Source organism: Bacillus sp. FSL K6-1338 (assembly GCF_038006965.1).
Lineage (GTDB): Bacteria > Bacillota > Bacilli > Bacillales > Bacillaceae_G > Bacillus_A > Bacillus_A thuringiensis_S.
Genome location: NZ_JBBOWI010000001.1, coordinates 4,355,490 through 4,369,285 on the forward strand (window position 1 = coordinate 4,355,490; position 13,796 = coordinate 4,369,285).

Consider the following 13,796-nt stretch of genomic DNA (forward strand, 5'->3'; position numbering starts at 1 on the left):
TTCCTTTCCATTTGCATGCTTTCTCTATAGGAAGCATTTAAAAAACGAGCCTGAAAAAACAGCCTCGTTTCACTATACCATATTATTGCTTTGCTAGTACAACTCGCTCATTCTCGCACTTAACCGCCACATATTTACTACGTTTTGAAATGGAAATCTCACTGTCCAAAATAATAGAAAAAAATTATATATTTCACATTTACCATTGACAATGATAATGATTTTCATTATCATTTAATGTATATGAGTTCTTGAAAATATAGCTACATTTATAGGAGGAATAAACATGATTATTGTTACAAATACAGCTAAAATTACAAAGGGAAATGGACATAAATTAATTGAGCGTTTTAATAAAGTAGGTAAAGTTGAAACGATGCCAGGCTTTTTAGGTCTAGAAGTTCTTTTAACGCAAAATACAGTTGATTATGATGAGGTAACAATTAGCACTCGATGGAATGCAAAAGAAGATTTCCAAGGTTGGACAAAGAGCGCCGCATTTAAAGATGCTCACTCACATCAAGGTGGAATGCCAGAATATATTCTTGATAATAAAATTGCTTACTATGATGTAAAAGTTGTACGTATGCCAATGGCTGCAGCACAGTAAAAACAGTTCTTTTTTAAAGTATAGAATATGAGAAGCGTTATCTATCACTTCTCATATTCTATACTTTTTTCTTTAATTTCTTTTTACTAACTTTGCGTGTATAACTAGCCTTCCAGCCTCTGGATCAAGCGCATAGTCACAAGTAGAAAGTGTTACGATTTCATCATTAGCCGTCAATTCCGTATCCGTTTTGTACAGTGATTTTTCTTGAACTTCCTTTAAGAACGATGTATATACTGCATCATTTTCAAAATCCGTTTCAATGTAATAAAAGTCCGTTGTTGTCGTATATACTGAAAAAACTTCAACGTCGTATCCTTCAAATAATGTATCGTAATATAATTTACGATGGGACATGAAAAAGTCTTCATCCAACATTTTTTTTAAACTACCAAACATAGAACCGTCTTTCATACGATGGCCATATAAAATCGTATTTCGATTTTGAGATTTCACATCATTACGATGGTCCATAAAAATGCTTCCCGCTCTCATATCTTCACCTTTATAATTACGAAATAAATAGTAATCATTATCTTTTGCTTGAACGATTGGATAATTAATTTGTGTATCATCCATCGTAATCCATCCGACTATCTCTGGATTAATTTTCTGGAGATCCTGAAACTGTTTACGTACCTCTCCGTCTTCCGATTTTTCTTCCATTGGACTTCTTTTATAAATATGTTGTGCCTCAGCCATTACTTTACGATTTTCATAATAATCCATGAAAATCCCACCCAACTCATACATTGAATAGAAAAAGATTCCTAAAAACGCAATTGTAAGTATGCGTTGAAAAAAAGAATTCTTTTTCCGTCCGTTCTTGCTATTCAAATTATCACCTCAAAACGGATTATACTCAGCCTTTAGATTCCCATAGGTACCATATACAATCCAGTATCTTCATCCTGTTTTACAATGACATCTACACCATATATTGCTTTAACCATCTCTTCTGTTATTACATCATTAGGATTACCTTTCGTAATGATCTCTCCATCTTTCATAACGATAATATGGTCGCTATAACGAATGGCTTGATTAATATCATGTAATACCATTACAATCGTTAATCCATACACTTCATTTAACTCTTTCACTAATTCTAATATTTCTAGCTGATAGTAAATATCTAAATAGGTTGTCGGTTCATCTAAGAAAAGCATTGGTGTATTTTGAGCTAATGTCATTGCGATCCAAACTCGCTGCCTCTCTCCACCGGATAAAGCATAGATTGGCTTATCACGCTTACTTTGTAAATTCGTACATACTAGTGCACGCTCTATCGCTTCTCTATCTTCATCTGTTTGCGGAGAGAAAATATTTTTATATGGCATACGCCCAAAGCTTATTAGCTTTTCCACTGTAATATCTGCTGGAGCCTCATTTTGTTGGTGGACAACTGCTAGCTTTCTAGCAAACTCTTTCGGTTTATATTCACTAATCGCTTTCCCATCAAGTATTACTTCTCCACTGCTAGGAACGTGATTTCTAGACATGACACTAAGTAATGTTGATTTCCCGCATCCATTCGGGCCAATGATTGTTGTAATTTTCCCAATTTCTATTTCACTACTAACAGACTTTAAACGATTTGTTACGTTATCATATGAAAAGGTTACATTTTTAATTTCCATGAACTTTATCACTCTTTCTAAGCAAGAATATTAAGAATGGACCACCAATAACCGCCATAATTGTTGCTGCTGGAATTTCATTAGGTGGCACAATTAACCTTCCAATCGTATCCGCCGTCAAAATTAATAACGCCCCTGCAAGAGCAGAAAATGGAATTAATACTTTATGGTCTGAACCGACCAATTGTCTTGAAATATGCGGAACTAGCAATCCTACAAAAGCAATAACACCTGCAATCGCTGTTGATACTGCCGCTAAGAGTACTGCAATGGCAGAAATAATAAGACGAACTCTCGTCACGTGCAAGCCTAAGTTTTTCGCAGTCTTATCTTGTAGCGATAATAAGTTACACCAAGCTCCTACGAACAGAGCAAGAATAAGACCAATCGTTCCATAAGTCACCATTATTTCTACATCGCCCCACGTCTTCATTGTTATGTTAGAAGTCGTCGTTTGCTTAATACTTTTAATAAAATACCCACAAATCGTAACGAATGATTCATTTAATCCAGTAAACATCGCATTAATGGCAATACCAATTAAAATAATGCGAAGTGGGCTTAACCCTGACTTCCATGAAAACGAATAAACGAGATAACACGCAAGCGCACCACCTAAAAAGGCGAATACGGGGGTCCAGAAAAAGAATTGCGGGAACAAAGTAATAATAACGAGTGTCATAAAACTTGCTCCTGAAGATATACCGATTACCCCAGCATCAGCGAGTGGATTCTTCATAACAGCTTGAAAAAGCACCCCTGAAACAGCAAGAGCCGCTCCAGTGAACAGCGCAATAATAATACGAGGGAAACGTAAATCTTTAATGACTTCAACATCTTCATTTCCACCTATAAATATCCCTTGTACAAGTTCAACAATACCTACTTCTAAACTCCCTTTCATCGCTGACAATGATGTCATAACAATGAGCAATGCAGTAACAATGAGGAAACTCCAAGTTTTTTTATTCATTCTACTCTTCCTTTATATTAAAATGCATCACGGATACATCATTTTTTTCAATTCATCTAAAGCTTCAATTGCTGCTAAATTGCCTGTCGTTCCAAATAAACGCTCTTCTAAATCATAAACACGGTTATTTTTAACCGCAGCAAAGTGTTTCCAAATATCATTTGTTTTAAATTCTTTATCAAACATTTTTACAACCTCATCAGGCATACCATGAGCTGCTCGTAAAATAATATCTGGATCAGCTTTCTTTAAATACTCTGTATTAGAAGCTAAATATTCTACTTGTTCACCTTGCACAATATTTTTACCACCTAATTGTTTTACTAAATCTCCAATATAAGAATGCTCTGTTGCTACTAAATAACTTCCCGGCACACCTAATAAAATAAGCACTGTCGGTTCTTTCTTTCCTTTTACTTCCTTTTGAATGCTAGCAACCTTTTTATCTAACTTAGTTACTACTGCTTCAGCCTGTTTTTCACGTCCATATTTCTTACCTAAATCGCTAATAGAACTTTGCATATTTTTTAAACTCGTTAAATCTAAAAAGTTTGCTTTCATACCCACACCATCAAAAACTGGCTTTAATTCGTATTCAAGTGTTGTCACAGATAACACTTCTGAAGGCTTTAATGACTTTACCTTTTCCATATCTGGACTCATTGGATTCCCAACTTCAGGTAAACCTTTATATCGCTTCGGTAAAGTTTTAGAACTTGTTGGAACACCGACTAAATCTACTTCTAACGCATCCATAATTTCAGTAACAGCCACTGTTGTTGCAACAACGCGCTCTTTACTCTCTCTCTTTACCTGCTTTGCTGTTTCTTTTTTTGGTGACGAGCACCCGGCTATACTCATTAACAAAATGATAGCCATTAGTACACTTACGATTTTCTTCACTCTCAATCACCACTCCCTTCCATACAATATGAAACAAGTCTTGATGCACGCGAACATGCATCAAGACTCCAAAAATTACAATCTACCTGCTCTATATTTACGAACTAGTAAAGCAAGTGAACCTAGCAGTAACACCATATATAAACCAAGTTGTGCTGTATCTGCAGTTTTTGAGTTTTTCTCTTTTTTTGAATCATTTTTTGTATCTTCTTTTTTCTTCTGACCATCTGCATTTCGGTTAAAATCAGGAGTACCTACTGTTTTTACATTATCTACTTTCGGTGTAGTCACTGGATTTTCCGGTTCATTCTTCGGTTCCTCTTTAATAGTTCCTAACGCGCCGATATTATTTGTATCAAATTGAATTTGTACATCGTAGAAATGATGATAGTTCATCTCATCGATGTCTACCTTTACTTTTGCGTTTAATTTTTTAAATAGATCTTCTACTTCAAACTGTACTACTCGCGTATTTGCATTTTTATCTTCGCTTACTACTTTCGCATCAGCGAATAGTTCCTTGTTTTCCGTTTGGAATTTCGTAATCCACGCACTATTTTTCAGCGTCATCTCAATGTATTTTTTACCATCTTTTACGATTAATTTCGCTGGATTTACAACATAGTCATGCATCTTTGAAATTTCATCTGTTTTATCTTTTAATACTTTAAATGTAATATCATATTGGCCATCTACTAAATTTTTCGGATCAACTATTACTCTCGGGTTATTATTTCCACCTTGGTTGTTGTTTCCACCTTGGTTGTTGTTTCCACCTTGGTTGTCGTTTCCACCTTGGTTGTCGTTTCCGCCTTGGTTGTCGTTTCCGCCTTGGTTGTCGTTTCCGCCTTGGTTGTCGTTTCCACCTTGGTTCCCTAAAGCTTTAATACTGTCTTGATCAAATACAAATTGAACATCGTAGAAATGGTGATAATTCATTGAATCAATATCTACTTTTACTTTTGCATTTAATTTTTTAGACAAATCGTTTACTTCTACTTCTACTACTCTTGTATTTTGTTCTTTATTTTCACTTAACACTTTTGCATTAACGAAAGAACCATTCTTCTCAAATTCAAATTTCGTAATCCATGTACTATTTGTTAATGTAAACGATACGTATTTCTTACCATCTTTTACTTTTAATACACCTGGGCTTTTTGTGTATGTGTTCATCATTGAGATTTCATCTGTTTGATCTTTTAACACTTTAAAGCCAATGCTGTATTCACCATCTTTAAGAGCTTTTGGATCAATTGTTGTGTTATTATCTTGGTTATTGTTTCCACCTTGATTGTCGTTTCCACCTTGGTTGTTGTTTCCGCCTTGGTTGTTATTTCCGCCTTGATTGTCGTTTCCACCTTGGTTGTTGTTTCCGCCTTGGTTGTTATTTCCACCTTGGTTGTTGTTTCCGCCTTGATTGTCGTTTCCACCTTGGTTGTTGTTTCCGCCTTGATTGTCGTTTCCACCTTGGTTATCTAACGGCTTAATGCTACCTTTATCAAATGCAAATTGAATATCGTAAAAATGGTGATAATTCATTGAATCGATATCTACTTTTACTTTTGCATTTAACTTTTTCGATAAATCTGGCACTTCTACTTCCACTACGCGTGTATCAGCTTTTTTATCTTCACTTATTACATTTGCATCAACAAACGAACCATTTTTCTCAAATTCAAATTTTGTAATCCAAGAACTGTTCGTTAACGTAAATGATACATACTTCTTACCATCTTTTACTTTTAGCACACCTGGACTTTTTGTATATGTGTTCATCATTGAAATTTCGTCTGTTTGATCTTTTAACGCTTTAAAATTGATGCTGTATTCACCATCTTTAATTGTTTCAGCATCTGGTTTTTTATTTTCATCTGGTTTTTCTACTTCTGGTTTTTCTACTTCTGGTTTTTCTGCTTCCGGTTTTTCTACTTCTGGTTTTTTCTCTTCATTTTTAATTTGTTCAAGTTTATCTTGTTCAAATAAAAGTTGTACATCATGCGTTTGCTTATAATTTCTTGATGCCATTTCGATAAATACTTTTGTATTTAGTTTTTTAGATAAATCGTTTACTTCAAACTCTACTACTCTTGTATCTTTTTCCTTATCCTCACTCACTACTTTTGCATCAACAAATACGCCATCTTTTTCCGTTTGGAAATTTTTAATTAATGAGCTACTTTTTAGTGTTACAATTGCTTTTTTCTTACCGTTTTCTACTTTTAATACTCCTGGATTTACCATGTAAGTATTCATCTTAGATTCTTCATCTGTTTGATCTTTTAACACTTTAAATGGAATGCTGTACGCACCATCTGTAATTGTGTTAGAATTTGGTTGTTGATCTGGGTCAGGCTTTTGGTCGGGCTTCTGACCTGGATCGGTAGTTTCATTTGGATCTGGCTTATTAGCTGGGTCCTCTTTTTCATTTGGTTTTTCTACATGAATTGGTGTAATGCTATTTTGATCAAATGCAATACGAACGTCGTACTCATGATGATAATTTAAAAAATCAATATCTACTTTTACTTTTGCATTTAATACCTTCTCTACATCTTCTACATCAAATTCTACTACTCTTGTATCTTTTTCTTTATCTTCACTAATTACATTTGTCGCAACTAGCTTACCTGCTTTTTCTGTTTCAAACTTCGTAATCCATGAACTATTTGTTAATGTAAAGGATACTTTCTTTTTCCCATCCTTCACTTTTAAAGTTCCCGGGCTTACTGAATATTGATTCATCATTGATTCTTCATCTGATGTATCTTTTAAAACTTTGAAGCCAATTGAATATTCACCGTCAGCCAACTTGGTAGCTGCTTGAACTGCAAGTGGTTGTAATGTTGATACGAATGTAAATATCATTAAAAACATAGCAACAATAATTTTTGTATACCTGTTCAATGGAACGACTCTCCCTTTTGAAAATTATTTAATACTATTCCCATCAAATACAAAGCGAATATCATACGAAGCATTATAATTAATAATTGGAATATTAATTTTCACCTTGCCATTTAGTTTTTTTGACAAGTCAGCAACTTCAAATTCTACAACTCTAGTATTATCTTTTTTGTTTTCACTTAACACGGTTGTTTCTACAAATTGACCACCTTTTTCTACTTGGAAACTTTTAATAGAAGCACTATCTTTCACTTTAAATGAAACATATTGTTTTCCATTTTTAACTGTTAATGTTGCTGGGCTTTCAAAATAACTATTCATTCTAGACGATTCATCTTTATCGCCTTTCCATACAGTAAAAGCAATATTATATTTTCCATCAGCTAGTTTTGTAGCAGCCTTTGCATCTTGTAAACCTAGTGTTGCGATAAACGTAAATAAAACAGCAAATACGGCAATAATCATTTTAAATTGTTTAAACATATATTCATCACCCTTCAAAAGATTTATTTACTCAACTTCACTTTACGAATTAAGAAAGCACCTGAAATAAGAATTAACACTGCAAACAATCCAATACGTGCTTCATCGCCTGTTTTTGGATTATCTGTTTTTTCAGCTTTTCCATTTTCATTTTTTGTTTCTTTGTTCACTTCTTTAGCTGTTTCCTTACTCTCTACTTTTGTTTTCTCTTCTTTTACTTGTGTATCTGTTTTCGCTTGATCATTATTTTTTGTAGTAGCAGCTATGCCGTTATCGCCACCTACAGCTTTTACATTTGCATCAAAAGCAAAACGAATTGTGTAGTGGTGGTCATAGTTTGCATTTGGTACAACAACATGAATTTTTACAGCTGCCGGTTTGGATAAATCATCTACTTTAAACTCTACTGTTCTTTTATCTGCCGATTCATCTTTACTAACAACTTTCGCATCAACAAAATCCCCGTTCTCTGGTGCTTTAAATTCTGTAATCCAAGCACTATGATTCATCGGAACTTGTACTCTCATCTCACCGTTTTTCACTACTAATTTTGCTGGCTTTTCAAAATAGTCATTTGCCATTGAAGCTGAATCATTTTCCGCTTTTTGAATTACGTAATTAATATCGTAAGTACCATCAGCTAGTTTTGCTGAAGCATTTCCGTATGGCATTACAAGAAAAGCTAGCATACATACGAACGTTATAATAAAAGCGGGTAATACAGAAACCTTTTTCATTTTTCTTGTTTCCTCCTTGGTTATCTTTCATTTCACTTTTTGAAAATGATAATTATTCTCAATTTATAAGAAAAAAATAATCTCTTTTACCTATTATTTAATTAGCATTCTTTTATGTAACATAAGTATTATTGATTATCATTCTCATTGAATATTAAAAATAATATCTCACCCTATTCCTTATACAAAGGCATAGAAACTGAGAAAAAATTATAAAACTTTTTTATTGATTATCATTCTCAATATAAATCAAAAAAAATAAACTATCTCTTCGCCTCTTCTTTCACCTCTTCCCATAACAACACTATAGTTATAGAAACCCCTTATCCCTCACTTCCCTTCCAATATTTCCACAACTAAGTCAATCTTAGCCTACTCATAATTTTTTTGTCAACTATATTACGTATAAAATTTTTAATATCTGAATTTCTCTATATATGGCTTTTTCTACAAAAAAAGAGACTTTCTATTATAGAAAGCCTCTTTTCTCTATTTTTCTACAGCAATTTCCTGCTTTTGAAACTTAGAAACTATATAACCAAATCCTATACCGATTATGCCTGGAACTAACCAACCAATTCCTACACTATATAATGGAATCTTATCTAAAATAGGTGCTAGCGCTGCAATTTGAAGGTTTGCATTGTGTAATCCATCAAAGAAACTGATTGCAAATGCTCCTACAATCCCCCCCACATACATCGCTAATGGAAGACGAACGTAGTTTTCAACAAGTGATAATACGATAAGTACGATTCCAATTGGATAAATAGCGATTAAGATTGGTAATGCTAATGCATTTAACTGAGTTAACCCAAGATTTGCTACCATAAATGCTAATACACAGAAAATGAAAACGACTTTTTGATAAGAAAGCTTTGGTAATAAGGAAGAGAAGTAATCACCACAAGCTGCAACAATACCTACAGAAGTTGTTAAACATGCTGCTGTAATTGCGATCCCTAGTAATAAAGTTCCGTAACTGCCAAATAAATGATTCACCACATTTGTTAAAATAATTCCTCCGTTTGCGCCCATTCCAAGTGACACACTAGAAGCTCCAAGATAAGCAAGCGCTAAATACACAAGTAGTAGACCAAGCGCTGCAATAAATCCTGCAAAGATTGTTACTTTTGCAATACTATTTTTATTTGTAATGCCTTTTTCTTTTAACGCATGAATTACAACATTTCCGAATACAAGTGCTGCAAGTCCATCTAAAGTTAAATATCCATCAATAAATCCTTTGAAGAGAGGAGCACTATACACTTCTGTCGGTGCACCAAATTCTCCAATTGGTGTAATAAGTGCTTTACCTACGATAATTGCAATAACAGCTAATAATATTGGAGTTAGCACTTTACCAATACGCCCCACTAATTTCGAAGGATTTAAAGCTAAATAGAAAGTTACTGCAAAGAAAATAAGTGTAAAGATAACAAGTGGATATGACTGACCTGCTATCTCACTTGGTAAAAACGGTGCAACACTCATCTCATAAGCTACTGTTCCTGTACGCGGCACACTTACGAATACGCCTAAACATAAATAAATGGCAGTGATAAAAACAAGTGCGAATATAGGATGTACACGTCCTGCTAGCTCATTAATATCTCCCTTTAAAGCTATAACAATTACGCCTAATAAAGGTAGTCCAACGCCTGTTACAATAAAACCAAACAGCGCGATCCATACGTCCGTTCCAGCACCTTGCCCTAACGCTGGTGGAAAAATCATATTACCTGCACCAAAAAACAGTGCAAATAACATTAAACTTATTGCAAACATCTCTGAAAACTTTAAAGATGATTTCATTTCTACTAACCTCCTAAAATAATTAATTTACAAAATATTCTGAAAAAGAATCCGTCACATATCCTCTTTCAAGCACACTTCCCCGTAAAAGAACGCAAAAAACACCCGTCCCTAACAAAGGGACGAGTGTTGAAATCGTGGTTCCACCCTTATTCTAATAAAATGAATTTATAACGAAATAAGCTCATTTTATAGCTCGTGTAAATTGATAACGGTTTTATCCGCCAAGAATTACAATGCATCATGCATGCAGTTCACTCTTGAAGTTTAGAGGTGGTAAGCTTGTCTTTTCGTATTAGGAAGCTCACAGCCTAAGGCTCCCCTCTCTGAGAATCGTAAAATACAACTCATGTCCTCATCATTACTTTTATAAAATATCTTGTCGAAACTTGTTGTTTTTTATTATATGGGCTATTTTTTAAAAAATCAATAGTTTTATTTTTTCTGACAAAAAATATTGGGAGAAAACTTTTCCTCCCTATAACTGATCTATTAGAATGTCTAATTCCTCCGATGTAACGCTCCTCCACTTTCCTACTTCAAGCTCATTTAGCTCTATATTCATAATGCGTACTCGCTTTAGCTTTATTACAGTAAACCCGAAAGCACGGCTCATTCTACGAATTTGCCTGTTCATCCCTTGCGTTAAAATGATACGAAATGTTGATTGATCGACTCTCGTCACTTTACACGGCTTCGTCATACCATCTTTAATCTTTACACCGCTGGACATCTCATTAATAAACCAGTCCGTAAAAGGTTTATCGACTGTGACAACATATTCTTTCTCGTGCTCATGATTACCATGTAAAATTTGATTCGCAATCGTACCGTCATTCGTTAATAAGATAAGTCCTTCTGATGCTTTATCTAATCGCCCAACTGGAAAGATTCGCTCTGGATAATTGATATAATCAATAATATTATCTTCAATATGATCGGCTGCTGTACAAGTAATTCCGACCGGCTTATGAAAGGCTATATACACCTTCTCTTTCTCTTCTTTTGCAATAACCTGCCCATCAATCGTTACTACATCACCATCGCTCACGAGTGCACCGTGCGTACATATTTCGCCGTTAATAGCCACGCGTCCAGCTTTAATGAGGCGATCTGTTTCACGTCTTGAGCAGGATTTTGCTTCGCTTATGTATTGGTTGATTTTCATGTTTTATTCCTTTTCACATATATTAAAAGCGTCAATCTATGGCAATATCATTATGCCACGATTGACGCTTTTTCAATTCGCAAAAACAACTAAATAAATAACCCCAATCACCAAAAATATTCCACAACAAGCTAACAATACTTTTGCAAGTTTGTCCATAAACATATAATGGTTTCCCCTTTGTTTCGTTGTTTTCTATTTTAATTCGACAACTGTTACGCCTAGGCCTCCCTCGCCCATGTCACCGTAACGGTAATTCTTCACGCCGCGGTGCTTCTTCAAGTAATCTTGTACACCTTGGCGAAGCGCTCCTGTTCCTTTACCGTGAATGATTGATACACGAGGATAACTTGCAAGCTGGGCATCGTCTAAATATTTTTCAACGCGCATCATTGCATCTTCATAACGTTCACCGCGAAGATCAAGTTCCAATGAAACGTGGTAATCTCTACCCTTTACACTTGCGACTGCTTTTTTCTCTGTTTGCTTCGGTGTGTTAATGTATTCCATGTTAGATTCTTTTACTTTCATCTTCAGAATACCGATTTGTACGCTCCACTCTGTATCACTTACTTTTTCAAGTAATTGACCCTTTTGACCGAACGTTAATACTTTTACTTCATCACCTGCCCGTAACTGTTGTTTCGGCGCAGTATTTTTCACGTTTACTTTTTGTTTCTTCACAAGCTCTGGCGCTGTGCCTTCTAGACGGCTCTTCGCTTCAATAAGCTCATGATCTTTCACATTTACAAGCTGTGCTTTACGCAATTGACGAAGTTCTTGAATAATACCTTCTGCTTCTTTCTTCGCAGCTTCGACTTTTTCTTCCCCTTCTTTTTGCGCTTTTAATAATTTTTCATCACGCTCATCGTTAAACTCAATAATTTGACGTTGCAACTCACGATGAAGTTTCTCAGATTGTTTGCGAAGTGCCTCTGCTTCGTTCCAGTCACGCTCTGCGTTCTTCTGGCTTTCTTCTAACTTCGCAATCATATTTTCAATTTTATTTGTATCTGTACTAATGTGGTTACGTGCTTGATCAATAACGCGATCAGATAATCCAAGGCGCTTTGAAATTTCAAAGGCGTTACTGCGACCTGGTACACCGATTAATAATTTATAAGTTGGACTTAATGTATTTACATCAAACTCAACACTCGCATTAATAACTTGCTCACGGTTGTATCCGTATGCTTTTAATTCTGGGTAATGCGTCGTAGCAACAACACGAGCACCGCGGTTACATACTTCATCTAAAATCGAAATTGCTAGTGCAGCACCTTCTTGCGGGTCTGTTCCAGCACCTAATTCATCAAATAAAACTAAGCTTTCAAAATCAGCTTTTTCTAAAATATCTACAATGTTCACCATATGTGAGGAGAACGTACTTAAGCTTTGTTCAATCGACTGCTCATCACCAATATCAGCAAAGATGTTTTTAAATACACAAATCTCTGACTCATCCATTACTGGAATGTGAAGACCAGATTGCGCCATTAATACACAAATACCAACTGTTTTCAGCGTAACTGTTTTACCACCTGTATTCGGTCCTGTAATAACAATTGTCGTGAAATCTTTACCTAGCATAATGTTATTTGGCACAATAATTTCTGGATCGATTAGCGGATGACGAGCTTGTCTTAAATCCATATAACGCTCGTTATTTACGATTGGTTTCGTTGCTTTAATTCGCTTCGCATAAAAAGCTTTCGCAAAGATGAAATCAAGATTTGCAACTACTTCTACGTTTGATAAAACGATATCGGCTTCTACTGCCACTTCTTCTGTTAACATTAATAATATACGTTCAATTTCTTGTTTTTCTTTCACTCGTGCTTCTTGTAGTGCATTATTTAATTCTACAATGACTTGCGGTTCAATAAATAACGTTTGTCCAGAAGCAGATTGATCGTGAACAATACCACCATATACGCCGCGGTATTCTTGTTTTACTGGGATTACGTAACGTTCGTTACGAATCGTTACAATCGAGTCAGACAGCATCTTTTGCGCGTTTGAAGAACGCGTCATATTTTCTAACTTTTCACGAATACGACTTTCCGCAGTACGAATTTGAGTACGAATACCACGCAGTTTATCACTCGCGCTATCGACTACTTCACCGCCATCACCGATGCAATTTGTAATTTTCTTTTCTAAATCATATAAAGATACAATTTGAGCGACATGAGTTTCTAAAATCGGAAGCTCGACACCGTTATCAACCATATCTTCAATGAAACGTTTCATATTGCGACTACCATACATCGTATTCGCAATATCAAGTAGTTCATTCGGGCTTAACATGCTTCCAATCTTTGCACGCTTCACATTTGAACGAATATCCGTAATGCCACCTAATGGTGCACTACCTTTTAACCGAATGACTTTCGCTGCTTCATCCGTTGTATCTTGCATTTCTACAATTTCTTCAAAATCAGTGCTCGGCACTAAATGCTTCACTTTATCACGGCCAAGTGAAGAGGCTGTATGTTCAAGTAATTGTTCTTTTACTTTATTGTATTCTAATACACGCAACGTTCTTTCTAACATGTTG

The 13,796-nt window shown here is 35.1% G+C and carries 11 protein-coding genes and 1 other annotated feature; of the genes, 1 reads left to right on the forward strand and 10 read right to left on the reverse strand.

Annotation, left to right across the window (positions count from 1 at the left end; translation table 11 throughout):
• The first annotated feature begins 286 nt into the window (after positions 1-286).
• Positions 287-610, forward strand: a complete 324-nt coding sequence (gene isdG, locus NZ044_RS22320; RefSeq protein WP_000587818.1) for a heme oxygenase — start codon at positions 287-289, stop codon at positions 608-610.
• 72 nt (positions 611-682) lie between these two features.
• Here isdG and srtB read toward each other — a convergent pair whose 3' ends face one another.
• The 10 genes from srtB to NZ044_RS22370 form a co-directional block, all read right to left on the reverse strand.
• On the reverse strand, positions 683-1,447 hold the full coding sequence (gene srtB, locus NZ044_RS22325; RefSeq protein ID WP_002162479.1) for a class B sortase: 765 nt from the start codon (positions 1,445-1,447) through the stop codon (positions 683-685).
• Positions 1,448-1,479: 32 nt separating this feature from the next.
• Positions 1,480-2,250 (reverse strand): ABC transporter ATP-binding protein, encoded by a 771-nt coding sequence (locus NZ044_RS22330; protein WP_000403765.1) that lies wholly within the window; start codon positions 2,248-2,250, stop codon positions 1,480-1,482.
• The gene (locus NZ044_RS22335; RefSeq protein WP_001036829.1) at positions 2,240-3,223 is read right to left on the reverse strand and encodes a FecCD family ABC transporter permease; all 984 of its coding nucleotides are present in this window, start codon (positions 3,221-3,223) and stop codon (positions 2,240-2,242) included. The genes NZ044_RS22330 and NZ044_RS22335 overlap by 11 nt, the downstream gene beginning before the upstream one ends.
• A 27-nt stretch (positions 3,224-3,250) precedes the next feature.
• Positions 3,251-4,132, reverse strand: coding sequence for a heme ABC transporter substrate-binding protein IsdE (gene isdE / locus NZ044_RS22340; protein ID WP_016077231.1), 882 nt, complete (start codon positions 4,130-4,132; stop codon positions 3,251-3,253).
• A 69-nt stretch (positions 4,133-4,201) separates the two neighbouring features.
• Complete coding sequence (locus NZ044_RS22345) at positions 4,202-7,033, reverse strand: NEAT domain-containing protein (RefSeq protein ID WP_340949993.1); 2,832 nt, start codon at positions 7,031-7,033, stop codon at positions 4,202-4,204.
• Positions 7,034-7,057: 24 nt separating this feature from the next.
• On the reverse strand, positions 7,058-7,516 hold the full coding sequence (locus NZ044_RS22350) for an NEAT domain-containing protein (protein WP_000476166.1): 459 nt from the start codon (positions 7,514-7,516) through the stop codon (positions 7,058-7,060).
• A gap of 23 nt (positions 7,517-7,539) precedes the next feature.
• On the reverse strand, positions 7,540-8,253 hold the full coding sequence (isdC, locus tag NZ044_RS22355; protein WP_000757957.1) for a heme uptake protein IsdC: 714 nt from the start codon (positions 8,251-8,253) through the stop codon (positions 7,540-7,542).
• Between the two features lie 489 nt (positions 8,254-8,742).
• Complete coding sequence (gene brnQ6 / locus NZ044_RS22360; RefSeq protein WP_000842652.1) at positions 8,743-10,068, reverse strand: branched-chain amino acid transport system II carrier protein BrnQ6; 1,326 nt, start codon at positions 10,066-10,068, stop codon at positions 8,743-8,745.
• A 115-nt stretch (positions 10,069-10,183) separates the two neighbouring features.
• Positions 10,184-10,439, reverse strand: a binding site (T-box leader).
• Between the two features lie 107 nt (positions 10,440-10,546).
• Complete coding sequence (locus NZ044_RS22365; protein WP_017763639.1) at positions 10,547-11,236, reverse strand: 23S rRNA pseudouridine(2604) synthase RluF; 690 nt, start codon at positions 11,234-11,236, stop codon at positions 10,547-10,549.
• Positions 11,237-11,431: 195 nt separating this feature from the next.
• On the reverse strand, positions 11,432-13,792 hold the full coding sequence (locus tag NZ044_RS22370) for an endonuclease MutS2 (protein WP_000893725.1): 2,361 nt from the start codon (positions 13,790-13,792) through the stop codon (positions 11,432-11,434).
• Positions 13,793-13,796: the final 4 nt, after the last annotated feature.